Here is a 23,400-nt window from a genome sequence, read left to right on the forward strand (position 1 = left end):
CACTGGCGCAGCCAGGCGCGGCTTCGAGCACGACGGCCTGGTGAACCGGCCTGCGCGACTGGGCCGTGTGCGAGGAACAACACTTTCCTGCGCCACAGCGATCCCGGCGTCGACGCGCACCGAAGCGCTCGGCCGTTTGTTGACGGGACCCGGGCCGTTGCCCACAATCAAGCGCATGTTGTGTGGCATCAGACTGGCCTGCGTTCGCGGCGAACGGCCCTTGTTCAGCGGCGTTGACCTGGCGGTCGAGCGGGGCCAGTGGCTGCACGTGCGCGGCGCCAACGGCGCCGGCAAGACCAGCCTGCTGCGGCTGCTGGCCGGCCTGTCGCCGCCCGCGCAGGGGGAGGTCCGCTGGCAAGGCAAGCCCATCGCCGACTGTTCTGCCGCCTACCGCAGCGATCTGCTGTTCCTGGGCCACCAGGGCGCGCTCAAGGACGATCTCACCGCGCTGGAGAACATCGAGCTGGCCGGCGCGCTGGACGGCGCTTCGCCGCCGCGCGCCGATGTGGTGTCGGCGCTGCGCCGTGTCGGCCTGCAGGGCCGCGACGAGCTGCCGGTGCGCTTCCTGTCGGCCGGCCAGAAGCGGCGCGTGCTGCTGGCACGCATGCTCACGCGCAAGGCCAGGCTCTGGGTGCTGGACGAACCCTTCACCGCGCTGGATGCGAAGGGGGTCTCCATGCTGTCCGAGCTGCTGCACGACCATCTTGCCGACGGCGGGATGGCGGTGGTCACCAGCCACCAGCCGATCCCGATCGCCGACGGCAAGGCGCTCGACCTGTGAAGGCGATGCTCGCCGTGATCCATCGCGACCTGTTGCTGGCCATGCGGCGCAAGACCGAGGTGCTGACGGCACTGCTGTTCTTCGTCATCGTCACCAGCCTGTTCCCGCTGGGCGTCGGGCCGGAGCCGGCGCTGCTGCGCAAGATCGCGCCGGGAGTGCTGTGGGTGGCCGCCCTGCTGGCGACCATGCTGGGCCTGCAGCGGATGTTCGCGGCCGACCACGCCGACGGCACGCTGGAGCAGATGCTGCTGTCGCCGACGCCGCTGGCGCTGCTGGTGGGCGGCAAGAACCTGGCCCACTGGCTGGTCTGCGGCCTGCCGCTGGTGTTGCTGGCGCCCTTGCTGGGCATGCAGTTCGACCTCGACGCCGGCGGCCTGGGGGTGCTGGCGCTGGGCCTGCTGCTGGGCACCCCGGTGCTGTCGCTGATCGGCTCGATCGGCGCGGCGCTCACGCTCGGCGTGCGCGGCGGCGGCGTGCTCCTGAGCCTGCTGGTGCTGCCCCTGTACATCCCCGCGCTGATCTTCGGCGCCGGCGCGGTGCAGGCGCAGGCCTCGGGCCAGGGCGCGTCGGGCCACCTGTCGCTGCTGGGCGCGCTGCTGGTGCTGTCGCTGTTTTTCGCGCCGCTGGCGACCACGGCGGCCCTGAGGATCGCACTGGAATGAACCGCGTCGTCCACTGGTTCCGCTTCGCCAGCCCGGCCGGCTTCTATCCGGTGGCGGGCAAGCTGATTCCCTGGTTCGCGGCGCTGGCGGTGCTGTTTGGCGTCGCCGGCCTGTGGGTCAGCTTCTTCGTCGCGCCGACCGATGCGACCCAGGGCGAGGGCTACCGCATCATCTTCGTGCACGTGCCCGCCTCGTGGATGTCGATGGTGATCTACCTGGCGATGGCCGCCTGGGCCGGCATCGGGCTGGCGCTGAACACCCGGCTGTCGGCCATGATGGCGCAGGCGCTGGCGCCCACCGGCGCGCTGATGGCCTTCCTGTCGCTGTGGACCGGCGCCTTCTGGGGCAAGCCGATGTGGGGCACCTGGTGGGTGTGGGATGCGCGCCTGACGTCCGAGCTGGTGCTGCTGTTCCTGTACCTGGGCTTCATCGCGCTGCAGGCGGCGATCGACGATCCGCGCCGCGCCGACAAGGCCGGCGCCATCCTGGCGCTGGTCGGGGCGGTCAACGTGCCGGTGATCTATTTCTCGGTCAAGTGGTGGAACACGCTGCACCAGGGCGCGTCGGTGTCGCTGACGCGCGCACCCTCGATGGCGCAGACCATGCTGTGGGGCATGCTGCTGATGGCGCTGTGCTTCTGGATGTACGCGATCGCGATGGCGCTCAAGCGCCTGCGCGCCATCATCCTGGAGCGCGAGGCCCACACCGGGTGGGCGCGCGAATTCGCCCAGGCGGCCGCATGAACTGGCGCTCGGCTGCCGACTTCTTCGCCATGGGCGGCTACGCGCTGTACGTGTGGGGCAGCTTCGGCGCCTGCGCGCTGGCGCTGGCACTGGAAACGCTGCTGGTGGGCAAGCGCCACGGCGCCGTGCTGCGCAGCCTGCGCCAGCAACTGATGGCCGACCGGCTGCAGGAGCAATCGCCATGAAGGGATGGAAGAAGCGCGGCGCAATCGTCGCGGCCGCACTGGCGGCGGTGGGCATCGCCGCGGCGCTGGTGCTCAACGCGCTCAACAGCAACATCGCGCTGTACGTCACGCCCAGCGATGTCGCCGCCGGCAAGTCGCCCCATGGCCAGGCGTTTCGCATCGGCGGGCTGGTCAAGGAAGGGTCGCTCAGGCGCGACAACCTCACCGTGCACTTCGTCGTCACCGACCTGGCCCGGGAGATCCCGGTGGCCTACACCGGCATCCTGCCGGACCTGTTCAAGGAGGGCAAGGGCGCGGTGGTGCAGGGCCGGCTCGGCCCGGACGGCCAGTTCACCGCCTCCGAGGTGCTGGCCAAGCACGACGAGAACTACATGCCGCCGCAGGCACAGGCCGCACTGGACCGGGCCAGCAAGACCGGCAAGACCCAAGGAGCACCGCAGCCATGATTGCCGAACTCGGGCACTTCGCCCTGATCCTGTCGCTGTGCGTGGCCGCCGTGCTCGGCACGCTGCCGCTGGCCGGTGTCCACTGGCAGCGGCGCGAATGGGTGGTGCTGGCGCGGCCGGCGGCGCAGGCCTTCTTCGTGCTGGTGGCGGCGGCGTTCGCCGCGCTGGCCTGGAGCTTCTACGTCAACGACTTCTCGGTGTTGTACGTGGCCGAGCACTCCAATGCGCTGCTGCCGACGGTCTACCGGCTGGCGGCGGTATGGGGCGGCCACGAAGGCTCGCTGCTGCTGTGGATGCTGATGCTGGCGGGCTGGACGGTGGCGGTGGCCCAGTTGTCGCGCTCGCTGGACGAGACCATGGTGGCGCGGGTGCTGGGCGTGCTGGGGCTGGTGGCCACCGGACTGCTGCTGTTCATCCTGCTCACCTCCAATCCCTTCGAGCGCCTGCTGCCGGCGGCCGAGAACGGCCGCGACCTCAATCCGCAGTTGCAGGACCCGGGGCTGGTGTTCCATCCGCCGATGCTCTACATGGGCTACGTGGGCTTCTCGGTGGCGTTCGCGTTCGCCATCGCGGCGCTGCTGTCCGGCCGGCTGGACGCGGCCTGGGCCCGCTGGTCGCGGCCCTGGACCACCATGGCCTGGGTGTTCCTCACCGTCGGCATCGCCATGGGCTCGTGGTGGGCGTACTACACGCTGGGCTGGGGCGGCTGGTGGTTCTGGGATCCGGTGGAGAACGCCTCCTTCCTGCCCTGGCTGCTGGGCACCGCGCTGCTGCATTCGCTGGCGGTGACCGACAAGCGCGGCAGCTTCAGGAGCTGGACGGTGCTGCTGGCGATCGGCGCCTTCTCGCTGTCGCTGCTGGGGACCTTCCTGGTGCGTTCGGGCGTGCTGACCTCGGTGCACGCCTTTGCCACCGACCCGCGCCGCGGCATCTTCATCCTGCTGCTGCTGGCGCTGGTGGTGGGCTCATCGCTGGCCCTGTTCGCCTGGCGCGCGCCCAAGGTGGCGCTGGGCGGCTCCTTCGCGCTGATGTCGCGCGAGACGCTGCTGCTGGTGGGCAACGTGCTGCTGGTGGTGGCCTGCGCCTCGGTGCTGCTGGGAACGCTCTATCCGCTGATCATCGATTCGCTCAACCTGGGCAAGATCTCGGTCGGCCCGCCGTACTTCAATTCGGTGTTCGTGCCGCTGATGGCGCCGGCGCTGTTCCTGATGGCGGCCGTGCCGCTGGCGCGCTGGAAGCACGCCGACGTGCGCGCCATGGCACGCCGGCTGTGGCTGGCCGGCGTGCTGGCCGTCATCGGCGCGGTCGCCATCCCGCTGGCGATGGGCGGCTGGACGGTGCTGACCGGGCTGGGCACGCTGCTGTCGGTCTGGATCGGCGCCTCCATGGTCCTGCAGATCATCGCCCGGCTGAAGCTGGGCGTGCCGCCGATGGCCTTCTGGGGCATGCAGCTGGGGCATCTGGGCGTGGCCGTGTTCGTGATGGGCGTGACCCTGGTGGGCGGCTACCAGGAGGAGCAGGACGTGCGGATGGAGCCGGGCGACACCACCCGGGTCGGCGGCCACGACTTCCGCTTCATCGGCGTGCGCAGCGTCGCCGGGCCCAACTACAGTGCGGCGCGCGGCGAGTTCGAGGTGAGCCGGGGCGGCAGGGTGATCCGCCTGTATCCCGAGAAGCGGACCTACTTCTCCTCGCAGATGCCGATCACCGATGCGGCGATCGACGCGGGCCTCACCCGCGACGTCTACGTCTCGCTGGGCGAACCGCTGGAAGGCCAGGCCTGGGCCGTGCGGGTGTACTACAAGCCCTTCGTCGACTGGATCTGGGGCGGCTGCCTGGTGATGGCGCTGGGCGGCCTGTGCGCGCTGTCGGACCGCCGCTACCGGCTGCGGGTCCAGGCCGCGGCTCCCGTGCCGGTGCCGGTGACGCCGCTGCAGGGGGCGAGCGCATGAAGGTCCGGTTCCTGCTGCCGCTGGCGCTGTTCGGCGTGCTGCTGGCCTTCCTGGCGGTCGGCCTGCAGCGCGATCCGCACGAGGTGCCCTCGCCGCTGGTGAACAAGCCGGCGCCGCCCTTCCAGGTGGCGCAACTGGCGCAGGCCGGCCAGGCCTTCTCGCCGGCCGACATGAAGGGCAAGGTCTGGATGCTCAATGTCTGGGCCTCCTGGTGCGTGGCCTGCCGGGTGGAGCATCCCTTGCTGGTGCAGCTTGCCGCCTCCCGGGTGGTGCCGGTGATCGGCCTGGACTACAAGGACAAGCGCAGCGACGCGCTGAGCTTCCTGCAGAAGAACGGCGACCCGTACAACCTGTCGGCCTTCGACGGCGACGGCCGGGTCGGGATCGACTACGGCGTGTACGGCGTGCCCGAGACCTTCGTGATCGACAAGAACGGCGTGATCCGCCACAAGCAGATCGGCCCCATCACCGCCGAGGCGCTGGACAAGACCATCCTGCCGCTGATCCAGGAGCTGAACAGATCGTGAAGCACATCGGCGCCTTGCTGCTGCTCGTGGTCCTGCTGCTCGCCGGCGCGCCCGGCTGGGCCAAGGAGGCCACGCCGCTGGCCGAGGATCCGGTGGTGGAACAGCGCCTGATCGACATCTCTCAGGAGATGCGCTGCCTGGTCTGCCAGAACGAATCGCTGGCCGCCTCGCGCGCCGACCTGGCGCTGGACCTGCGCCGCGAGATCCGCGAGCTGATCCGCGCGGGGCGCAGCGACGCCGAGATCCGCGATTTCATGGTCAGCCGCTATGGCGACTTCGTTCTGTACCGCCCGCCGGTCAAGCCCACCACCTGGCTGCTGTGGTCCGGACCGTTCCTGCTGATGGCGGTGGCGGTGGTGGTGCTGCTGGTGTACCTGCGCCGGCGCGAGCGTGCCGCCGGCCGGGATGTGTTGACGAGCGACGAACGCAGCCGCGCCCAGGCGCTGCTGCAAGAGGGCGGGCAATGACCGGATTCATCGTGGCTGCGGCGCTGGCCGTGTTGGTGACGCTGGCCCTGCTGCTGCGGCCCCTGGTGCGGATCGGCGCCGCCTCGGCGCTGTCGCACCGCCAGCTCAATAGCGCGATCCTGCGCGAACAGCTGGCCCGGCTGGACCAGGACCTGGCCGACGGCACCATCGACGCGCCGGACCACGCCCAGGCCCGCGAGGAACTGCAGCGCCGCGTGCTGCAGGACACGGCGCCGGCCGATGCCGCGCCCGGCCTGCGGGCGCCGCGCCGCACGCTGGCGGCGATCGCGCTGGCGCTGCCGGTCGCCGCCTTCGGCCTGTACTACGCGATCGGCAACCCGGCCAGCCTGAGGCCGCAGGCGGTCGCCGCCGCGACCGCCCCGCAGGAGGCGGAGGTGGAGCGGATGGTGGCCAACCTGGCGGCCAAGCTGGAGCGGGAGCCGTCCAACCTCAAGGGCTGGGCGATGCTGGGACGCTCGTACAAGGTGCTGGGCCGGGGACCGGAGGCGGAGCGGGCCTACGACCGGGCCGGCGCCTTCCTCGATGCCGACGCCCAGATGCTGGCCGACTACGCCGACGTGGCCGCCGCCAACGCCGGGGGCAACTTCGCCGGCAAGCCCACGCGGCTGATCGAGCGGGCCCTGCGGGTCGATCCGCGCAATCCGATGGCGCTGTGGCTGGCCGGCACGGCGGCCATGCGGGCCGGCCAATCGGACAAGGCGCTGACGATCTGGAACGGCCTGATGCAGCAGCTGCCGCCGGGATCGGAAGACGCCCGCATGCTGCAGACGGCCATCGACGACGTCCGGGGTCGCGCCGGCGGTGCTGGCGCCGGGACGGCGGTCGCGCAGGCCGCCGAGCCGGCCAAGCAGGACAAGCCAGCGGCCCCAGCGGCGGCCAGCGTCAGCGGCACGGTGGACCTGGCGCCCGCCCTGCGCTCCAGGATGGCACCAGACGACACCGTGATGGTGATCGCCCGCCTGCCGGGATCGCGCATGCCGGTGGCTGTGCTGCGCGTGCGCGGCGCGCAGCTGCCGATGCAGTTCACGCTCGACGACTCGCTGGCGATGAACCCGCAGGCGCTGATCTCCACCGCCCGCCAGGTGCAGGTGGAAGCGCGCATCTCCCATTCCGGGCTGGCGATGCCGGAAGCGGGCGACCTCATCTCGCCGGTGCGGACCGTGCAGGTCGGCGCCACCGGCGTGACGCTGAACGTGGCGCAGGTGCGGCCGTAGGGCAGGCGCAAGCCGTCAGGCTGGCAACACAGTGGCGAATACGCTTTCCGGGGGCCCAAAGCAAACGGCCCGCGCTATTGATTCAATAGCGTCGGACCGTTGATGGTGGCGGAGCAGGTGGGATTCGAACCCACGGTACGGCATAACCGTACACCGGATTTCGAGTCCGGCGCATTCGACCACTCTGCCACCGCTCCTGAATTCGGTTCGCGTGGTGCGAAGGCCGTAATTCTAACTCAAGCCGCCAGCCGTTCCAGCCCGCCCAGGTAGGGGCGCAGGGCGTCCGGCACGGTGACCGAGCCGTCGGCGTTCTGGTAGTTCTCCAGCACCGCCACCAGCGTCCGGCCGACCGCCAGGCCCGAGCCGTTGAGCGTATGGACCAGTTCGTTCTTGCCGGCGGCGGTCTTGAAGCGGGCCTGCAGCCGGCGCGCCTGGAAGGTCTCGCAGTTGGAGACCGAGCTGATCTCGCGGTAGGTGTTCTGCGCCGGCAGCCAGACCTCCAGGTCGAAGGTCTTGGCGGCGGTGAAGCCCATGTCGCCGGAGCACAGCAGCACCACCCGGTACGGCAGGCCCAGCTTCTGCAGCACGGCCTCGGCATGGCCCACCATCTGGTCCAGCGTCGCATAGCTGGTGTCGGGGTGCACGATCTGCACCATCTCCACCTTGTCGAACTGGTGCTGGCGGATCATCCCGCGGGTGTCGCGGCCGGCGCTGCCCGCCTCCGAGCGGAAGCAGGCCGTGTGCGCCGTCAGCCGGATCGGCAGCTGCGACTCGGCCACGATCTCGTCGCGCACGAAATTGGTCAGCGTCACCTCGCTGGTCGGGATCAGGTACAGCGCGGCCTCGTCCTGCATCTCGTCGCCCTCCTGCCCGCCCTTCTTGACTGCGAACAGGTCGGCCTCGAACTTGGGCAGCTGGCCGGTGCCGCGCAGCGTCTCCGCGTTCACGATGTAGGGGGTGTAGCACTCGGTGTAGCCATGCTCGGTGGTCTGCACGTCCAGCATGAACTGCGCCAGCGCCCGGTGCAGCCGCGCGATCGGCCCCTTCATCACCGAAAAGCGCGACCCGGCCAGCTTGACGCCCAGCTCGAAGGACAGGCCCAGCGGCTCGCCCAGGTCCACGTGGTCCCGCACCGCGAAATCCAGCTGGCGCGGCTCGCCCCACCTGCGCACTTCGACGTTGCCGGTCTCGTCGGCGCCCACCGGCACGCTCTCGTGCGGCAGGTTGGGAACGGCCAGCAGCAGCGCCTGCAGCTCGCGCTGCACCTGCTCCAGCCGCGCGGCCGATTGCTCCAGTTCCTCCTTGAGCGCCGCCACCTGCGCCATCAGCGCATCGACCGGCTCGCCCTTGCCCTTGAGCTGGCCGATCTGCTTGGACAGCTGGTTGCGCTGCGCCTGCAGCTCCTCGGAGCGGCTCTGGATCGTCTTGCGCTCGGCTTCCAGGGAGGTGAAGGCGGCGACGTCCAGAAAGCCTTGCGGCGTCTTGCGCGCCTGGAGCCGGTCGACAACCGAGGCCAGGTCTTTTCGAAGCAGGGTGATGTCTAGCATCGCCCCATTTTATCGGGCGCGCTGATCAGCCGAGGACAGCGCCGAAGGTCCGTCCCGCAACGGAATCAGTTGGGGACAGATCCGAAGGTCTGTCCCGCAAGGTTTCAGGAGAGCGTCGCCGGGTCCATGTTGGCGCCGCACAGCACCAGGCACACTTTCTCGTCCGCTCGCGGCCGGTAAGCGCCGCTTTGCAGTGCGGCCAGCCCCAGCGCCGCAGCCGGTTCCACCGCCAGCTTGAACTGCCGCCACAGCGTCAATTGGGCCTGGCGAATCGCGTCGTCCGGCAACAGCAGCGCGTCCTTCACATGGCGCTGGGTCAGCTCCCATGCGATGGCGCCGATGCGCTTGGCCCCCAGCGAGTCGGCCGCGATGCCGCTGACGGCGACGTCCACCGGCTCGCCGGCCTGCCGTGCGCGAAACAGCGTCGGCGCCAGTTCCGGCTCCAGCGCCACGACCCTCGCGCGCGGGCCGAACCAGTCGGCGATGCCGGCGATCAGGCCGCCGCCGCCGACGCTCACCAGCACGCTGTCCGGCACCCCGCCCTGCGCCTCGATCTCCAGCGCCAGCGTGCCGGCGCCGGCCACCACCTCGGGCTGGTCGTAGGCGTGGGTCAGCAGCGCGCCGGTCTGCTGCTGGCGCGCCAGGCAGGCCTGCAGCGCCTCCGAATACGCGGCGCCGGTGACCACGACCTCTGCGCCCAGCTCGCGCAGCCGCGCCTGCTTAGCGGGGCTGGAGATGGTCGGCACGAACACCTCGCACTTCACGCCCAGCGCCTTCGCCGCGGCGGCGGTTGCGATGCCGGCATTGCCGCCGGAGGCGACGATGACGCCGCTGGCCGGAATCGGGTTGGCCAGCAGCCGGTTCATCATGCCCCGCGCCTTGAAGCTGCCGGCGACCTGCAGTTGTTCGAGCTTGAGCCAGACCTCGCCGCCGGGCACGCCGAGCGCGGATGCGGGCAGCTTCCACAGCGGCGTTTCCAGCAGGAAGCCGGGCTGCGCGCGCAGCCGCTGCATCGCGGCGTCGATCTCGGCGCGGCTCAAGAGCCCTGCTCCGGCGCGCGGCCGGCGGCGCCGGCGTGCAGCTGCGAGCCGGCCGGCGGCGCCAGGCCCTCCGGGGCCTTCAGGCCCTTTGGCAACGGGAACTTCACCGTCTCCTGGATGCCGTCCATCTTGCGCACCGAGACCGCGCCGAAGGAGCGGATGCGGTCGATCACCGCCTTGACCAGCACCTCCGGCGCCGATGCGCCCGCCGTCAGCCCGACCCGCTTCCTGCCTTCCAGCCACTCGGGCTGCAGTTCCGCGGCGCTGTCCACCATGTAGCTGGGCACGCCCAGCTTGCGCGCCAGTTCCGCCAGCCGGTTGCTGTTGGAACTGGTGGGGCTGCCCACCACGATCATCACGTCCACCTGCGGCGACATCAGCTTGACCGCATCCTGCCGGTTCTGGGTGGCGTAGCAGATGTCCTGCTTCTTGGGCTCGCGCACGCTGGGGAAGCGCCGGCGCACCGCGGCGCTGATCTGCGCCGCGTCGTCCACCGACAGCGTGGTCTGCGTCACCACCGCCAGCCGCTCGGTCTGCGCCGGCTGCACCGTCGCCACGTCCTCGACGTCTTCCACCAGGTGGATGCCGCCGCTCAGCTGGCCCATCGTGCCTTCGACTTCGGGATGGCCCTTGTGGCCGATCATGATGAACTCGTAGCCTTCCTTGGCCAGCTTGGCCACCTCCACGTGGACCTTGGTCACCAGCGGGCAGGTGGCGTCGAAGATCTCGAAGCCGCGGGCCCGCGCCTCCGCCTGCACCGCCCTGCTCACGCCGTGGGCGGAGAACACCAGCGTGGAGCCCGGCGGCACGTCGGCCAGGTCCTCGATGAAGATCGCGCCCTTGGCCTTGAGGTCGTTGACCACGAAGGTGTTGTGCACGATCTCGTGGCGCACGTAGATCGGCGCACCGAATTTCAGCAGCGCCCGCTCGACGATCTCGATGGCACGGTCGACGCCGGCGCAAAAGCCGCGCGGCTCGGCCAGCAGCACTTCCTGGGGCGCTTGCGCGATGTCGGTCATAGCACTCCGATCAGTTGGACTTCGAAGGTCACCGGCTGGCCGGCCAGCGGATGGTTGAAGTCGAACAGCACGGCGTCGGCCTTGCCGTCGCCGTCGCCATCGGCGCCGACCTGCTGCACCGAGCCGGCATAGCTGCCCATGCCGTCGGGCGTGGGGAACTGCACCACGTCGCCGACGTGGTATTGCTCGTCGGGGTCGCCCAGCTCGTTGAGCAGCCGGCGCGCCACCCACTGCACCATCTCCGGGTTGCGGTCGCCGAAGGCTTCGCCGGCCGGGATCTGGAAGCTGGTGCGCGCGCCCTCCTCCAGCCCGATCAGGCGCTTCTCCACGGCGGGCGACAGTTCGCCCGTGCCCAGCGACAGCGTGGCCGGCTTGTCGGCGAAGGTGTTGATGATGTCCCCGCCCGGCCCGGCAAGCCGGTAATGCAGGGTGAGGAAGGAGCCCGGTTGAACCCGGGGCGCGTTGGAGGCCATGGAAGTCCCGATAAACTGGCCCCCATTGTAGAAAGCTGCTTCCGCCCCGCGGGAACGGCCCCCAGATGCCCCTCAAAGACCTCCCAACCGATGCCCAGCCGCGCGAGAAGCTGCTGGCCCGGGGCGCCGGGGCGCTCGGCGACGCCGAACTGATCGCCCTGCTGCTGCGCACCGGCCTGCCCGACCAAGGCGTGCTGCAGATGGCGCAGGGACTGCTGGACCGCTTCGGCGGCATCTCCGGCCTTCTTCACACCAGCGCCGACGACCTCAAGCAGGTCCGGGGACTGGGCGGCCCGGCCAAGCGGGCCGAGCTGATCGCGGTGCTGGAACTGGCGCGCCGCGCGCTGGCCCAGCAGCTGAAGGAGCGCGAGGTGTTCGGCTCGCCCGGCGCCGTCAAGCACTACCTGCAGCTGCACCTGGCCGCCAAGGCCCACGAGGTGTTCGCGGTGCTGTTCCTGGACGCGCAGAACCGGCTGCTGGCGATGGAGGAACTGTTTCGCGGCACGCTGACCCAGACCAGCGTCTACCCGCGCGAGGTGGTGCTGCGGGCGCTGGCGCACGCCTGCGCCTCGGTGGTGCTGGCGCACAACCACCCGAGCGGCACGGTGCAGCCCTCGCGCGCCGACGAAGCCCTGACGCAGACGCTGAAGGCCGCGCTGGCCCTGGTCGACGTCCGGGTGCTGGACCACGTGATCGTCACCCAGGGCGAAGCGCTGTCGATGGCCGAAAGGGGGCTCCTGTGAAGGCCAAGTCGTTCCAGGAGCTGCAGCGGATCCAGCAGCATCTGGCCGAACAGCAGCGGCTGGCCGCGCTGCGCGAAAGCGCCCGCAAGGACGCCGAGCGCAAGCTCCACGCCGAGCAGAACCTGTTCGTGCGCGCGGCCGGTGCCGTCAAGCCGCTGCGCGAGCAGCGGCGCGTGCCGCTGGCGCCGCAGCAGCCGGCGCCGATCCCGTTCCAGCAGCAGCTGGACGAGCAGCGGGTGCTGCAGGAAGCGATCAGCGACGAGTTCGACGCCAGCACGCTGCTCGATGTCGACGACGCGCTGAGCTTTCGCCGGCCCGGCATCGGCATGGACGTGACGCGCAAGCTGCGCAAGGGCCACTGGAGCATCCAGCGCGAACTGGACCTGCACGGCCTGCGGCGCGAGGACGCGCGCGAGGCGCTGGCGGCCTTCATCCGCGAGGCCGTCAAGCAGGGCGTGCGCTGCGTGCGTGTGGTCCACGGCAAGGGCCTGGGGTCGCCGGGCAAGACGCCGGTGCTCAAGAGCAAGGTGCAGAGCTGGCTGATCCAGAAGAACGAGGTGCTGGCCTTCGTCCAGGCCCGCGGCGACGAGGGCGGCGCCGGCGCGGTGGTGGTGCTGCTGACGCCGTCGCCGGGTTGACGCAGTCCTAGCCCGGCGCGTTGCGCATCCAGTCGGCGGTCTGGAAAAAGCTCTCCTTCAGCCGCGCCCGCAGGTCCTCGGGCACACCGGTCTCGCCCATCGCCTGGTCCATGCAGGCCAGCCACTGGTCGCGCTCCACGATGCCGATCGAAAACGGCATGTGGCGCATGCGCAGCCGCGGATGGCCGAAGCGGTCGGTGTAATGCTGCGGCCCGCCCAGCCAGCCGCACAGGAACCAGAACAGGTGCTGGCGCGCCCGCTCCAGGTGGCTGCCGTGGGCGGCGCGCAGTGCGCCGTACGTCGGCTCCAGGTCCATCAGGTCGTAGAAGCGCTCCACCAGCGCCTTGACCCTGTCCTCCCCGCCGATCCGCTCGAAGGGCGTGGCGGCGGGGCTTGTCTCTTCAGTCTGCATGGGCGGATTGTCCGGCGGCGCCTATTCGGCCGCCCGGCGCAAGGTTTCCACCACCGGGCGATTGAGCACCTCGCGCAGCCCCCACCAGCCGGCCGCCAGCGCCAGCAGCGCGCCGGCCAGCGAGCCGAACAGCGGCAGCAGCGGCGAGGCGGTCCATTCGAAATCGAACACATACTTCGCCAGCGCCCAGCCGACGCAGCCGGCCACCACGCTGGCCAGGAAGCCGGCCAGCAGGCCCACGCCCACCAGCTCCGCCCGCTGCACCTGGCGCAGCAGGCTGCCCCGGGCGCCGACCGCGCGCATGATCGCGTATTCGCGGGCGCGCTCCTCGCGCGTGGCCGTCACCGCCGCGAACAGCACCACCACGCCGGCCGCCAGCGTGAACGCGAACAGGAATTCCACCGCGCGGATCACCTTGTCCAGCACGCCTTGCACCTGGTTGAGCGTGCTGGTCATGTCGACGTTGGTGATGTTGGGGAAGGCCCGCACCAGCGCGTTGTCGAAGCCCTTGCGGTCCGGCGCATGGAAGGCGCTCATGTAGGTGACCGGCACGTCGGCCAGCTCGCTGACCGGGTAGATGACGAAGAAGTTGGCCCGCATCGAGCCCCAGTCCACCTTGCGCAGCGAGGTGATCTTCGCGTCCGTCGGCGCGCCGGCGATGTCGAAGCGCAGGCTGTCGCCCAGCTTCAGGCCCAGCGTCTTGGCCAGGCCCTCCTCCACGCTCAGGCCGCCCTTCTCTTCCGGCTGCCAGCGGCCGGCCACCACCTGGTTGTGCGGCGGCTGCACCGGCGTGGCCGACAGGTTGAACTCCCGGTCCACCAGCCGGCGCGCACGGTCCTCGGCGTAGTCTTCGGGCGAGACGGTCTTGCCGTTGACCGCGATCAGCCGGCCGCGGATCATCGGATACCAGTCGAACTTGGCCACGCCGGCATCGCGCAGCGCCTTCTGGAAGGCGGCGTTCTGTTCGGGCATCACGTTGATGACGAAGCGGTTCGGCGCGTCCGGCGGCGTGGCGCGGCGCCAGCTGGCGATCAGGTCGGTGCGCAGCAGCACCAGCAGCATCAGCGCCAGCAGGCCGACCGACAGCGCGCTCACCTGCACCACCGCATAGGCCGGGCGCGCCGAGATCTGCCGCGTCGCCAGCACCATCCAGCGCGGCGCGGTGCTTTCGTTGACGCTGCGCCGCAGCAGCTTCACCGCCAGCCAGCTCAGCGCCGCGAACACCAGCACCGCGCCGGCGAAACCGCCGACCGCGATCAGCCCCAGCAGCAGGTCGCTGCTGGCTGCCAGCAGCAGCGCGGCGAAGCCGACCACGCCCACGGCCAGCACCGCGACCGAGGCCGGCTTGAGGTTGCCGACGTCGCGCCGGATCACCCGCAGCGGCGGCACCTGCGCCAGCTGCAGCACCGGCGGCAGGCCGAACGCGAACAGCAGCGTCAGCCCCATGCCGATGCCGAAGCCCGCCGGCCACAGCGTCGCCGCCGGCAGCGAGCTTTCCACCAGCCCCGCCAGCAGCAGCACGAACAGGAAGTGCACGCCGAAGCCGGCGGCCACCCCCAGCAGGCTGGCGAACAGGCCGATCAGCGCGAATTCGAAGGCATAGGCCAGCGCGATGGTGCGCTGGCTCTGGCCCAGCACCCGCAGCATCGCGCAGTCGTCCAGGTGGCTGGCGGCAAAGCCGCGCGCGCCCAGCGCCACGGCCACCGCGCTGAGCAGCGCGGCCAGCAGCGCCACCAGGTTGAGGAACTTGCCGGCGCGGTCCAGCGTCTGGCGCATCTCCGGCCGCCCGCTTTCCAGCGACTCGATGCGCACGCCGCGGATCGCCGGGTTCTTCACTTCCTGCAGCGCCCAGCGGACGAAGGCCGCGACCGGCTTGTCGTCGCCGGCCACCGCGAAGCGGTAGGTGAGGCGGCTGGCCGGCTGCACCAGGTGCGTGGCCTCCAGGTCGGCCTGGTTGAGCATCACGCGCGGCGCGAAGCTCATGAAGCCGGCGCCGCGATCGGGCTCGACGACGATGATGCGGCCGATGCGCAGCCGGGAATCGCCCAGCAGCAATGCGGCGCCGGGTTTGAGCGCCAGCGCCTCCAGCAGCGAGGCGTCGACCCAGGCCTCGCCGGGCGGTGGGATCTCGCGGGTGGCGCTGGCGGGCCCATCGGGCTGCGCCGCCACCTGCAGGTTGCCGCGCAGCGGATAGCCGGCGCCCACCACCTTCAGCGCCACCAGGCGGCTGCCGCCGCCCTGCGCCTCGCTGGCCCGCGCCATGGTCGGAAAGCCGATGGTGGTGACGGCCTGCAGTCCCAGCGCGCGCGCCTTGTCGACGAAGGCCTGCGGCGTCGGGTTGTCGCTGGAGACCACCGCGTCGCCGCCCAGCAGCTGGCGCGCGTCGCGCGCCAGCCCGCCGTTCAAGCGGTCGGCGAAAAAGCCGACGGCGGTCAGCGCCGCCACCGCCAGCGTCACGGCCACGATCAGCAGCCGCAGCTCGCCGGCCCGCAGGTCGCGCCACAGGGTGCGCCAGCCCAGTCCCCAGACCGAGGTGCTCACGGCGTCGCCCCCGGCGCCGGCGGCAGGCCGTCCAGCCGCTGCTGCAGCTGGCGCAGCACCGGCCTGATCTTGTCGCCGACGCTGATCTGCGGATTGGAGAAGCCGTCGGGCTTGCCGGCGTCCACCTCGCGCTGCTTGATGACCGGCACCGACGCGGCGAAGGCCTGCTCGAAGGAATGGGTCTTGCGCAGCTGCTCGTCGAACATCGCGCGGCCGAAGAAGGTCAGCTCGGACAGCGCGCCGCAGCCGTAGGAGGTGTGGGTGGCATCGGCAGCGGTCATCACCAGCGTGCTGTCGCCGGCCAGCGGGCCGATCCAGCCGCCCGAGAAGCAGGCCGAGACGGCGATCACCCGGTTGCGGATGCCGGCCTTGTCCAGCGCCGCGCGCAGCTCGCCCGGGCTGACCGTGTCCACCCGCAGCGCCCCGTTGGAGGCGGACAGCTGGTAGTTGCTCGCGCCGTGCGATGTCAGGTACACCACCAGCAGGTCGTGCTCGCGGTCCATCCTGGCCGCCAGCGCGTCGATGGCGCGCTCCAGGTTCAGGGTGGTCGCCCACGGATAGGTGTCGCCGGTGCTCGCGCTATTGACCAGGTGCAGCACCCGGCCCCTGGCGTCGAAGCGCTGCGCCAGCAGGCTGGCGACCATCGAGCTCTCGCGCAGGAACACGTCCTGGTCGGCATATGGCGCGAACACCAGGCCGTAGACGTCGACCACGCCGGGGCGTTGCGGCGCCAGCGAGGCGACCGCCTTGTCCCACACCGCCTGCTGGGTCTCGAAGGCTTCCTGGCTCAGCTCCAGTGTGGGCCGCTCGGCCTCGGCCTGCGTGCCGTCCTGCTGCCAGGGCCGGTCCGGGAACTGCCAGGCCGAGACGCCGAACAGCGCCACCATGCGCAGCGCCAGCGCCGCCCGGCCCGGCCGGTCGACGCCGAACCGCCCGGCCAGCCGCACCGCGACCGCCAGCACCCACACCCAGAGCAGCAGGTACAGGGACCAGCCGGCCCAGGTGGAACCATCGAGCCACAACGGCAAGCGCTCATGGGCCTGCGCGATGGACAGCAGTTGCGACACGGTGTTGGCCGGCGCCGAAGCGACCACCCACAGCGCGAACCAGGCAGCCAGCCGGCGCGGCGGCGGCAGGACCCACCACGCCAGCAGCAACAGCAGGCCGGTGCCCCACTGCGGAGCCAGCCAGCCGCGCAGGTCGAACAGCGCCGGGCCGGCCACCTCGAAGCGCGCCAGCAGCAGTTCCAGCGCGCTGGTGACGGCGACCAGCAGCAGCAGTTGCGCCGGGGTCGGCGGCGCCAGCGGCAGCCGGGGCTCCAGCAGGAAGCCGGCGCGCAGGCCGCCGCGCAGCCAGCCACCCAGCGATTCGCGCGCCGGTGGCGGCAGGGGCGGGGCGCTGCCGGGGGCGGCGGCGAAGGAGTCGAAATCGGCGTCGGGGTGCATCGGCGGCCATCATGCCACCGGCCCGCACTGCCTCAGGCGCGTGGGGTCGGCCTGGCGCCGGCCAGCTGCGGATCCAGCACGAGCCGCTCGGGCGCCGTGTAGCACAGGAAGCGCCGGTTGGTCGCCCGGCCGATGGTGCACAGGCCCAGCCGCTGCGCGATCTGGTGGCCCATCTGGGTGATGCCGCTGCGCGAGACCACGATCGCCACGCCCATCTGGGCGGCCTTGATCACCATCTCGCTGGTCAGGCGCCCGGTGGTGTAGAACACCAGGCCGGTGGGATCGGACGGCGGCTGGACCCACATCCAGCCGGCGATGGTGTCGATCGCGTTGTGGCGTCCCACGTCCTCCACGAACAGCAGCATCTCCTCGCCGCGGAACAGCGCGCAGCCGTGCACCGAGCCGGCCGACTTGTAGGTGCTTTCCTGGAGCCGGATCGCGTTGACGATGCCATACAGCTGCGCCTGGGTGATCGCGGTGGCGGGCAGGCGGATCGACTCGATCTCGTCCATCAGGCCGCCGAACATGCTGCCCTGGCCGCAGCCGGTGGTGACGACCCGGCGCGAGGTGCGCTCCTCGATCCGGTCGATGCCCGCGCGGGTCCTCACGGCGGCCGCGTTGGTGTCCCAGTCCACCGTCACGGACTCCACCTCGTCGACGCCGGCGACCAGGCGCTGGTTGCGCAGGTAGCCCAGCACCAGCCATTCGGGCCGTGCGCCCAGGGTCATCAGCGTGACCAGCTCGCGCTTGTCGACATAGACCGTGAGGTCGCGCTCGGCCGGAATGGAGACGGCCTCGCGCTCGCCGTGCTCGTTGACGACGTCGATTTCCTGCGTCAGCGCAGCGCGGGCTTGGGTGAGATGGGGCAGCGGCATCGGGCGATGATGCCGCAAAAGCGCGGCCGCGCTATTTCTTGGCCGGCGCCATTTCCGCGGAGGTTGCCTTGCTGCTGGGCGGGCTGGTGGCGTTGCCGGCGGGCGAGTGCGCGCCGGATGTTTCCAGCGGCTTCTCGGCCGGCGCGTTGACGGCGAACGGGCCCGGGTCGGCGCAGCCCACCGGCGTGGCCGGCCCGGCAGCCACCGCGGCGGTGCCACCGGCCACCGCCGGCTTCGCTGCGACATTGGGGGACGACGCGGTGGCGCCCGCCACCGCCGGCGTCGCCGCGCCGGCCGCCGGATGCGAAGCCACTGCCGCCGCCGTGGAGACCTTGGCGGCGCCGGCGCCGGTTCCGGCATGGGCGCGGTAATACGCCGCGACCTTGTCCTGCACCTTGCACAGGTGGTAGGCGTCCAGCTTGGCCTGCCAGGCGGCCTTGGCGGCGGCCTCGGCGGCCTTGGCCTTGGCGGCGTCGTCCAGCACCGGGGGCGGAATCTTGGCCAGGCTGGCCACGCAGGCGGCCGCCAGCACGCCGGCAATCCAGAGGTTCTTCATGCGCGTTGTTCTCCGAGGATGGGGGCGTCGGCCGCGGCGTGCGGGTGGCTGCGCTGGGCCGGGATCTTGCCGGACCTGATGTCTTCGTACCAGTAGGCGTGGTGCTCCTTGGCCCACTCCTCGCCGACGTAGCCGCGCCGCATCGCGGTGTAGGCGCCGCGCATGCCGATGGTTCCGATGTAGATGTGGCCGAAGAACATGCACATCATCAGCGCCGTCGAGACGTAATGGAACATGTGGATGATCTGCATGGTCTGCCGGTCGTAGTTGATGCCCGGGATCAGCTTGTCCATCGCCAGGCCCGAGGACACCACGAAGAAGCCCAGCACCAGCACGCCGCCCCAGAACACGATCTTCTCGCCGGCGTTGAAGCGGTGCGAGGGCGGCTCGTGGTTGGTGGACTTGCCCACCAGGCCGCCGCCCTTGAGCAGCCAGTTCAGGTCGCCGCGCTGCGGCCAGTTGTCGCGCAGGAAGACGACGAAGACGATGATCAGCGACACGGTGAACAGCGGACCGGTGAAGTTGTGCAGCGTCTTGAGGAAATAGGTCAGCCAGCCGAACAGCAGCCCGCCCATCACCGGCAGCAGGAAGAACTTGCCGAAGGCCATCACGAGGCCCGAGACCATCAGGATGGTGAAGGCAATGGCGTTGGCCCAGTGGGCCGAGCGCTCGAAGGGCGTGAAGCGCTCGATCTTGAGCTGGCCCTCGCCGGCGCCGTGCTTGCCGATCGGGCCCTTGGCGAAATAGAAGATCGCCAGCGCGCCCAGCACGATCAACAGCAGCGCGCCGCCATACGGGATCAGCCAGACGTTGCGCACCTGGCGCCAGGCCTCGCCGGCGGTGGTCAGCCGCGAGCCCGGGTACTGCACCGGCGGCTGGATCAGCACGCCGGCCTCCGGCGCCTCGCTCTTCGGATAGTTGGTGAAGCCCTCGCGGCCTGCGGCCACGCCGCGCCACATCGGCGCGTTGTTGCCCGGCTGCACGCGGTTGCGTTCGCCGTTGCTCTGCTCCAGGTACTTCGGGTCCGAGCTGGCGTCGGGCTTGACCTCCGGCTTGACGTCGAAGATGTTCTGGCCCTGGATGCCGCCGGGCTGGGGCGCGGCCGAGGCGCCGGCTGCCGGCGCGGGCGGCGGCAGGTCGTCCCTGCCCTTGTCCTGCGCCAGGGAGGAAGCGGCCAGCCCGAAGGCCAGCGTCGAGGCAAGGAGGAGGGACCGCAGCATGTTCAGTTGACCTTGGTGTAGTCGTTCTGGCCGTTCTGGGTGCGTGTGCGCAGTTGCGACTCCCAGGCGGTCTTGTCGCCGGGCTTCCAGCCCGGGGCGGTGAACGGCATGCCGGTGCCCTGGAAGGCGGCCGCATCCTGCTTGGCGTTGTCCTTCATCGCCTGCGGCCTTTCGCCGCAGGCAGCCAGCGCCAGCGCTGCAGCAACGAGAACGAGGGCGCGCATCATGACTTCGCTCCGCCCGGCTGGCCGGCCTGCTTGGAACCGTAGGCCGTGCCCCAGCCCCAGACCTCCGCCCCCTTGCCGCGCTTGACCACCCGGTTGCGGAAGATGTCCGCCACCACGTCGCCGTCGCCGGCCAGCAGCGCCTTGGTCGAGCACATCTCGGCGCAGGCCGGCAGCTTGCCTTCGGCCAGCCGGTTGCGGCCGTACTTCTCGAACTCCGCCTCGCTGCCGTTGGCCTCGGGGCCGCCGGCGCAGAAGGTGCACTTGTCCATCTTGCCGCGCACGCCGAAGGTGCCGGACGCGGGGAACTGCGGCGCCCCGAACGGGCAGGCGTACGAGCAGTAGCCGCAGCCGATGCAGATGTCCTTGTCGTGCAGCACCACGCCCTCGTCGGTGCGGTAGAAGCAGTTGACCGGGCACACCGCCATGCAGGGCGCGTCCGAGCAGTGCATGCAGGCCACCGAGATCGAGCGCTCGCCCGGCACGCCGTCGTTGAGCGTCACGACCCGGCGCCGGTTCACGCCCCAGGGGATCTCATGCTCGTTCTTGCAGGCGGTGACGCAGCCGTTGCATTCGATGCAGCGCTCCGAGTCGCAGATGAATTTCATTCTTGCCATTTGTCACCTCTATTCAGTTGGGGACAGAGCTGAAGGTCTGTCCCCAAGATCTCACGCAACTGCCCGTTCGACGTTGCAGATGGTCGTCTTGGTTTCCTGCATCATCGTCACGCTGTCGTAGCCGTACGTGGTTGCGGTGTTCACCGCTTCGCCGCGCACCACCGGCGCCGCGCCGTTGGGGTAGTACGCCAGCAGGTCCGCGCCCTGCCAGCGGCCGGCGAAGTGGAACGGGATCCAGCAGGTGTCCGGCCCGACCCGCTCGGTCAGCATGGCCTGCACGTTGATGCGGGCGCCGGTGGGCGTGGACACCCACACCCGCTCGCCGTTGCGGATGCCGCGCTCGCCGGCGGCCTTCGGGTTGATCTCGACGAAGGCTTCCTGCTGCAGTTCCGCCAGCCAGGGGTTGGAGCGCGTCTCGTCGCCGCCGCCCTCGTATTCGGTCAGCCGCCCCGAGGTCAGGATCAGCGGGAACTTGGTCGCCACCTTGTCGGCCAGGTTCTTGTCCTGAATCGTCTTGTACAGCGTGGGCAGCCGCCAGAACGCCTTCTTGTCGTCGTGCGTCGGGTACTTGGCCACCAGGTCGGGCCGGGTGCTGTACAGCGCCTCGCGGTGCTGCGGGATGCCGTCCGGGAAGTTCCAGACCACCGCCCGCGCCTTGGCGTTGCCGAACACGTGGCAGCCGTGGTTCTTCATGGTCACGCGGATGATGCCGCCGGAGTTGTCGGTCTTCCAGTTCTTGCCCTCGGCCAGCGCCTTCTCGACGTCGGTCAGCTCGTCCCACCAGCCCAGCTTCTTGAGCAGCACGTGGTCGAACTCCGGATAGCCGGTCTGGATGTCCGCGCCCTTGGAGGCCGAGCCGTCCTCGGCCAGCAGGTTGACGCCGTTGCGCTCGACCCCGAAGTTGGCGCGGAAATTCCCGCCGCCCTCCATCACGTGCTTGGAGGTGTCGTACAGGTTGGGCGAGCCGGGGTGCTTGAGTTCCGGCGTGCCGTAGCAGGGCCACGGCAGGCCGAAGTAGTCGCCGGTCAGGTCGTAGCCGGTGACCGGGTCCTTGCCGCCCTTGGACTTGAGGGTCTTGACGTCGAAGTTGGCCATGTTGCGCATGTGGCTCTTCAGGCGCTCCGGGCTCTGGCCGGTGTAGCCGATGCTCCAGCACGACTTGTTCACCTCGCGCAGGATGTCCTCCGGCAGGGGCTCGTCCATGCCCTTGACCTTCTGCATCTTGTAGTTCTTGACCAGCTCCTTGCCGAAGCCCAGCTTCTCGGCCAGCTGGTACATGATCATGTGGTCGGTGCGGCTTTCCCACAGGGGCTCGATCACCTTCTCGCGCCATTGCAGCGAGCGGTTGGAGGCCGTGACCGAGCCGCTGGTCTCGAACTGCGTGGCGGCCGGCAACAGGTAGACCGCGCGGTTCTTGTTCAGGTCCTCGGGCCGGCCGGGCATCGCCGCCATCGCCGCCGTGGCCGAGGGATAGGGATCCACCACCACCAGCAGGTCCAGCATGTCCATGGCCCGCTTCATCTCCAGGCCGCGGGTCTGCGAGTTGGGCGCATGGCCCCAGTAGACGACCGCGCGCAGGTTCGGGTCCTGGTCGATCAGCTCGTTCTTTTCCATCACGCCGTCGATCCAGCGCGAGACCGTGATGCCGGGCTTGGACATCATCCCGACGTTGGCGAAGCGGGCCTTGATCCAGTCGTAGTCAACGCCCCAGGCCTTGGCGAAATGGCGCCACGAGCCTTCGACGATGCCGTAGTAGCCGGGCAGCGAGTCGGGGTTGGGGCCGATGTCGGTGGCGCCCTGCACGTTGTCGTGGCCGCGGAAGATGTTGGCGCCGCCGCCGGAGACACCGACGTTGCCCAGCGCCAGCTGCACGATGCACGACGCCCGCACCATCGCGTTGCCGATCGAGTGCTGGGTCTGGCCCATGCACCACACCAGGGTCGAGGGCCGGTTCATCGCCATCATCTGGGCGACCTTGAACATCTGCGCTTCCGGGACGCCGCAGGCTTCCTCCACCTTGTCCGGGGTCCACTTCTCCAGCACTTCCTTCCTGACGTCCTCCATGCCGTAGACGCGGTCGTTGATGTACTTCTTGTCTTCCCAGCCGTTCTTGAAGATGTGGTGCAGCAGGCCGAACAGGAACGGGATGTCCGAGCCGGAGCGGATGCGCACGTATTCGTCGGCCTTGGCGGCGGTGCGGGTGAAGCGCGGGTCCACCACGATCATCTTGCAGCCGTTCTCCTTGGAATGCAGCATGTGCAGCATCGAGACCGGGTGCGCTTCGGCGGCATTGGAGCCGATGTACAACGCGCACTTGCTGTTCTGCATGTCGTTGTACGAATTGGTCATGGCGCCGTAGCCCCATGTGTTGGCCACGCCGGCCACCGTGGTGGAGTGGCAGATGCGGGCCTGGTGGTCGCAGTTGTTGCTGCCCCAGAAGCTGACGAACTTGCGCATCAGGTACGACTGTTCGTTGCTGTGCTTGGACGAGCCGATCCAGTACACCGAGTCCGGTCCGCTGGCCTTGCGCAGCTCCAGCATCTTGGCGCTGATCTCGTTGAGCGCCGTGTCCCAGCTGATGCGCTCGTACTTGCCGTTGACCAGCTTCATCGGGTAGCGCAGGCGGAACTCGCCGTGGCCGTGCTCGCGGACGGCAGCGCCCTTGGCGCAATGGGCGCCGAGGTTGATCGGCGAATCGAACACCGGCTCCTGCCGGACCCAGACGCCGTTTTCCACCACCGCGTCGATCGCGCAGCCCACCGAGCAGTGGGTGCAGACGGTGCGCTTGACCTCGATCTTGCCGGCGCCGACGCCGACGCTGCGGCCTTCGGCGGCGCCGGCCTTCTTCACCAGCACCAGCTGCGAGGCGGCCAGGCCGACGCCGACGCCCAGCCCGGAGCGGCGCAGGAAGGCGCGCCGGTCCATGGTCGGCAGCGCGTTGGACAGCCCGCGCTGCAGGCTGTGCAGGAAGGGCGACCGGCCCGATGCGGGTGGGCGCATGCCTGCCTCGGCAGCACCCGATTTCTTGGTCAGCAACATGGAAGTCTCCTGC

At 70.2% G+C, this 23,400-nt stretch carries 24 protein-coding genes and 1 tRNA gene; 11 read left to right on the plus strand and 14 right to left on the minus strand.

Going from position 1 to position 23,400, the window contains the following annotated elements:
* Positions 1 to 175: 175 nt before the first annotated feature.
* Genes ccmA through ccmI form a run of 9 tightly spaced genes read left to right on the plus strand, consistent with a single transcriptional unit; the run spans position 176 to position 6,998 of the window.
* Complete coding sequence (ccmA, locus tag ACFPOE_RS11930) at positions 176 to 781, plus strand: cytochrome c biogenesis heme-transporting ATPase CcmA (protein ID WP_376850303.1); 606 nt, start codon at positions 176 to 178, stop codon at positions 779 to 781.
* A gap of 5 nt (positions 782 to 786) precedes the next feature.
* Positions 787 to 1,443 (plus strand): heme exporter protein CcmB, encoded by a 657-nt coding sequence (gene ccmB / locus ACFPOE_RS11935; protein ID WP_376850647.1) that lies wholly within the window; start codon positions 787 to 789, stop codon positions 1,441 to 1,443.
* The gene (ccmC, locus tag ACFPOE_RS11940) at positions 1,440 to 2,186 is read left to right on the plus strand and encodes a heme ABC transporter permease CcmC (RefSeq protein WP_376850304.1); all 747 of its coding nucleotides are present in this window, start codon (positions 1,440 to 1,442) and stop codon (positions 2,184 to 2,186) included. The genes ccmB and ccmC overlap by 4 nt, the downstream gene beginning before the upstream one ends.
* Positions 2,183 to 2,371 (plus strand): heme exporter protein CcmD, encoded by a 189-nt coding sequence (gene ccmD / locus ACFPOE_RS11945; protein ID WP_376850305.1) that lies wholly within the window; start codon positions 2,183 to 2,185, stop codon positions 2,369 to 2,371. The genes ccmC and ccmD overlap by 4 nt, the downstream gene beginning before the upstream one ends.
* The gene (gene ccmE, locus ACFPOE_RS11950) at positions 2,368 to 2,817 is read left to right on the plus strand and encodes a cytochrome c maturation protein CcmE (protein WP_376850306.1); all 450 of its coding nucleotides are present in this window, start codon (positions 2,368 to 2,370) and stop codon (positions 2,815 to 2,817) included. Before ccmD ends, ccmE begins: the two co-directional genes overlap by 4 nt.
* Positions 2,814 to 4,769: a heme lyase CcmF/NrfE family subunit gene (locus ACFPOE_RS11955; protein ID WP_376850307.1), complete on the plus strand. Its 1,956-nt coding sequence runs from the start codon at positions 2,814 to 2,816 to the stop codon at positions 4,767 to 4,769. The genes ccmE and ACFPOE_RS11955 overlap by 4 nt, the downstream gene beginning before the upstream one ends.
* Positions 4,766 to 5,296: a DsbE family thiol:disulfide interchange protein gene (locus ACFPOE_RS11960; RefSeq protein WP_376850308.1), complete on the plus strand. Its 531-nt coding sequence runs from the start codon at positions 4,766 to 4,768 to the stop codon at positions 5,294 to 5,296. Before ACFPOE_RS11955 ends, ACFPOE_RS11960 begins: the two co-directional genes overlap by 4 nt.
* Positions 5,293 to 5,763 carry a cytochrome c-type biogenesis protein gene (locus ACFPOE_RS11965; RefSeq protein ID WP_376850309.1) on the plus strand — a complete coding sequence of 157 codons (471 nt, stop codon included), beginning with the start codon at positions 5,293 to 5,295 and terminating at the stop codon, positions 5,761 to 5,763. Before ACFPOE_RS11960 ends, ACFPOE_RS11965 begins: the two co-directional genes overlap by 4 nt.
* On the plus strand, positions 5,760 to 6,998 hold the full coding sequence (gene ccmI / locus ACFPOE_RS11970; protein ID WP_376850310.1) for a c-type cytochrome biogenesis protein CcmI: 1,239 nt from the start codon (positions 5,760 to 5,762) through the stop codon (positions 6,996 to 6,998). Before ACFPOE_RS11965 ends, ccmI begins: the two co-directional genes overlap by 4 nt.
* Before the next feature lie 106 nt (positions 6,999 to 7,104).
* Here the strand turns inward: ccmI and ACFPOE_RS11975 are convergent.
* The 5 genes from ACFPOE_RS11975 to ACFPOE_RS11995 form a co-directional block, all read right to left on the minus strand.
* A tRNA-Ser gene (locus ACFPOE_RS11975) sits at positions 7,105 to 7,195 on the minus strand.
* A gap of 39 nt (positions 7,196 to 7,234) precedes the next feature.
* Positions 7,235 to 8,545, minus strand: a complete 1,311-nt coding sequence (serS, locus tag ACFPOE_RS11980) for a serine--tRNA ligase (RefSeq protein ID WP_376850311.1) — start codon at positions 8,543 to 8,545, stop codon at positions 7,235 to 7,237.
* Between the two features lie 104 nt (positions 8,546 to 8,649).
* Positions 8,650 to 9,585, minus strand: a complete 936-nt coding sequence (locus ACFPOE_RS11985; RefSeq protein ID WP_376850312.1) for a threonine/serine dehydratase — start codon at positions 9,583 to 9,585, stop codon at positions 8,650 to 8,652.
* Positions 9,582 to 10,604 (minus strand): 4-hydroxy-3-methylbut-2-enyl diphosphate reductase, encoded by a 1,023-nt coding sequence (ispH, locus tag ACFPOE_RS11990; RefSeq protein ID WP_376850313.1) that lies wholly within the window; start codon positions 10,602 to 10,604, stop codon positions 9,582 to 9,584. The genes ACFPOE_RS11985 and ispH overlap by 4 nt, the downstream gene beginning before the upstream one ends.
* A complete protein-coding gene (locus ACFPOE_RS11995) occupies positions 10,601 to 11,077 on the minus strand; it encodes an FKBP-type peptidyl-prolyl cis-trans isomerase (RefSeq protein ID WP_376850314.1) in 477 nt (158 codons plus the stop codon). The genes ispH and ACFPOE_RS11995 overlap by 4 nt, the downstream gene beginning before the upstream one ends.
* A gap of 65 nt (positions 11,078 to 11,142) precedes the next feature.
* On the opposite strand from ACFPOE_RS11995, the gene radC reads away from it, so the two are divergent.
* On the plus strand, positions 11,143 to 11,820 hold the full coding sequence (gene radC / locus ACFPOE_RS12000) for a RadC family protein (RefSeq protein WP_376850315.1): 678 nt from the start codon (positions 11,143 to 11,145) through the stop codon (positions 11,818 to 11,820).
* The gene (locus ACFPOE_RS12005) at positions 11,817 to 12,458 is read left to right on the plus strand and encodes a Smr/MutS family protein (protein ID WP_376850316.1); all 642 of its coding nucleotides are present in this window, start codon (positions 11,817 to 11,819) and stop codon (positions 12,456 to 12,458) included. The genes radC and ACFPOE_RS12005 overlap by 4 nt, the downstream gene beginning before the upstream one ends.
* Before the next feature lie 7 nt (positions 12,459 to 12,465).
* Here the strand turns inward: ACFPOE_RS12005 and ACFPOE_RS12010 are convergent, their stop codons facing one another.
* The 9 genes from ACFPOE_RS12010 to ACFPOE_RS12050 are packed head-to-tail and all read right to left on the minus strand — an operon-like array spanning position 12,466 to position 23,387.
* Positions 12,466 to 12,870, minus strand: coding sequence for a group II truncated hemoglobin (locus tag ACFPOE_RS12010; protein ID WP_376850317.1), 405 nt, complete (start codon positions 12,868 to 12,870; stop codon positions 12,466 to 12,468).
* Positions 12,871 to 12,891: 21 nt separating this feature from the next.
* On the minus strand, positions 12,892 to 15,411 hold the full coding sequence (locus ACFPOE_RS12015; protein WP_376850318.1) for an ABC transporter permease: 2,520 nt from the start codon (positions 15,409 to 15,411) through the stop codon (positions 12,892 to 12,894).
* Positions 15,408 to 16,856 carry a C13 family peptidase gene (locus tag ACFPOE_RS12020; RefSeq protein WP_376850319.1) on the minus strand — a complete coding sequence of 483 codons (1,449 nt, stop codon included), beginning with the start codon at positions 16,854 to 16,856 and terminating at the stop codon, positions 15,408 to 15,410. Before ACFPOE_RS12020 ends, ACFPOE_RS12015 begins: the two co-directional genes overlap by 4 nt.
* Before the next feature lie 32 nt (positions 16,857 to 16,888).
* On the minus strand, positions 16,889 to 17,731 hold the full coding sequence (locus ACFPOE_RS12025) for a formate dehydrogenase accessory sulfurtransferase FdhD (protein ID WP_376850320.1): 843 nt from the start codon (positions 17,729 to 17,731) through the stop codon (positions 16,889 to 16,891).
* A 31-nt stretch (positions 17,732 to 17,762) separates the two neighbouring features.
* Positions 17,763 to 18,287, minus strand: coding sequence for a hypothetical protein (locus ACFPOE_RS12030; RefSeq protein ID WP_376850321.1), 525 nt, complete (start codon positions 18,285 to 18,287; stop codon positions 17,763 to 17,765).
* Positions 18,284 to 19,507, minus strand: a complete 1,224-nt coding sequence (locus tag ACFPOE_RS12035; RefSeq protein ID WP_376850322.1) for a formate dehydrogenase subunit gamma — start codon at positions 19,505 to 19,507, stop codon at positions 18,284 to 18,286. Before ACFPOE_RS12035 ends, ACFPOE_RS12030 begins: the two co-directional genes overlap by 4 nt.
* A 2-nt stretch (positions 19,508 to 19,509) precedes the next feature.
* Positions 19,510 to 19,734, minus strand: a complete 225-nt coding sequence (locus tag ACFPOE_RS12040; RefSeq protein ID WP_376850323.1) for a hypothetical protein — start codon at positions 19,732 to 19,734, stop codon at positions 19,510 to 19,512.
* On the minus strand, positions 19,731 to 20,348 hold the full coding sequence (gene fdh3B, locus ACFPOE_RS12045; protein WP_376850324.1) for a formate dehydrogenase FDH3 subunit beta: 618 nt from the start codon (positions 20,346 to 20,348) through the stop codon (positions 19,731 to 19,733). Before fdh3B ends, ACFPOE_RS12040 begins: the two co-directional genes overlap by 4 nt.
* Positions 20,349 to 20,399: 51 nt before the next feature.
* Positions 20,400 to 23,387, minus strand: coding sequence for a formate dehydrogenase subunit alpha (locus ACFPOE_RS12050; protein ID WP_376850325.1), 2,988 nt, complete (start codon positions 23,385 to 23,387; stop codon positions 20,400 to 20,402).
* Positions 23,388 to 23,400: the final 13 nt, after the last annotated feature.

This window comes from Caenimonas terrae (assembly GCF_042655405.1).
In the GTDB taxonomy this organism is placed as follows: domain Bacteria; phylum Pseudomonadota; class Gammaproteobacteria; order Burkholderiales; family Burkholderiaceae_C; genus Ramlibacter; species Ramlibacter terrae_A.

What these genes read in the sequence shown, in the direction of transcription:
- ccmD (WP_376850305.1), top strand. Translation starts at nt 2,183, where the DNA reads ATGAACTGGCGCTCGGCTGCCGACTTCTTCGCCATGGGCGGCTACGCG.
- ACFPOE_RS12050 (WP_376850325.1), bottom strand. Translation starts at nt 23,387, where the DNA reads ATGTTGCTGACCAAGAAATCGGGTGCTGCCGAGGCAGGCATGCGCCCA.
- serS (WP_376850311.1), bottom strand. Translation starts at nt 8,545, where the DNA reads ATGCTAGACATCACCCTGCTTCGAAAAGACCTGGCCTCGGTTGTCGAC.
- ccmA (WP_376850303.1), top strand. Translation starts at nt 176, where the DNA reads ATGTTGTGTGGCATCAGACTGGCCTGCGTTCGCGGCGAACGGCCCTTG.
- fdh3B (WP_376850324.1), bottom strand. Translation starts at nt 20,348, where the DNA reads ATGGCAAGAATGAAATTCATCTGCGACTCGGAGCGCTGCATCGAATGC.
- ACFPOE_RS11995 (WP_376850314.1), bottom strand. Translation starts at nt 11,077, where the DNA reads ATGGCCTCCAACGCGCCCCGGGTTCAACCGGGCTCCTTCCTCACCCTG.
- ACFPOE_RS12010 (WP_376850317.1), bottom strand. Translation starts at nt 12,870, where the DNA reads ATGCAGACTGAAGAGACAAGCCCCGCCGCCACGCCCTTCGAGCGGATC.
- ccmC (WP_376850304.1), top strand. Translation starts at nt 1,440, where the DNA reads ATGAACCGCGTCGTCCACTGGTTCCGCTTCGCCAGCCCGGCCGGCTTC.
- ACFPOE_RS12035 (WP_376850322.1), bottom strand. Translation starts at nt 19,507, where the DNA reads ATGCTGCGGTCCCTCCTCCTTGCCTCGACGCTGGCCTTCGGGCTGGCC.
- ACFPOE_RS12040 (WP_376850323.1), bottom strand. Translation starts at nt 19,734, where the DNA reads ATGATGCGCGCCCTCGTTCTCGTTGCTGCAGCGCTGGCGCTGGCTGCC.
- ACFPOE_RS11960 (WP_376850308.1), top strand. Translation starts at nt 4,766, where the DNA reads ATGAAGGTCCGGTTCCTGCTGCCGCTGGCGCTGTTCGGCGTGCTGCTG.
- ispH (WP_376850313.1), bottom strand. Translation starts at nt 10,604, where the DNA reads ATGACCGACATCGCGCAAGCGCCCCAGGAAGTGCTGCTGGCCGAGCCG.
- ccmB (WP_376850647.1), top strand. Translation starts at nt 787, where the DNA reads ATGCTCGCCGTGATCCATCGCGACCTGTTGCTGGCCATGCGGCGCAAG.
- ACFPOE_RS12030 (WP_376850321.1), bottom strand. Translation starts at nt 18,287, where the DNA reads ATGAAGAACCTCTGGATTGCCGGCGTGCTGGCGGCCGCCTGCGTGGCC.
- ccmI (WP_376850310.1), top strand. Translation starts at nt 5,760, where the DNA reads ATGACCGGATTCATCGTGGCTGCGGCGCTGGCCGTGTTGGTGACGCTG.
- radC (WP_376850315.1), top strand. Translation starts at nt 11,143, where the DNA reads ATGCCCCTCAAAGACCTCCCAACCGATGCCCAGCCGCGCGAGAAGCTG.
- ACFPOE_RS12020 (WP_376850319.1), bottom strand. Translation starts at nt 16,856, where the DNA reads ATGCACCCCGACGCCGATTTCGACTCCTTCGCCGCCGCCCCCGGCAGC.
- ACFPOE_RS12025 (WP_376850320.1), bottom strand. Translation starts at nt 17,731, where the DNA reads ATGCCGCTGCCCCATCTCACCCAAGCCCGCGCTGCGCTGACGCAGGAA.
- ccmE (WP_376850306.1), top strand. Translation starts at nt 2,368, where the DNA reads ATGAAGGGATGGAAGAAGCGCGGCGCAATCGTCGCGGCCGCACTGGCG.
- ACFPOE_RS11955 (WP_376850307.1), top strand. Translation starts at nt 2,814, where the DNA reads ATGATTGCCGAACTCGGGCACTTCGCCCTGATCCTGTCGCTGTGCGTG.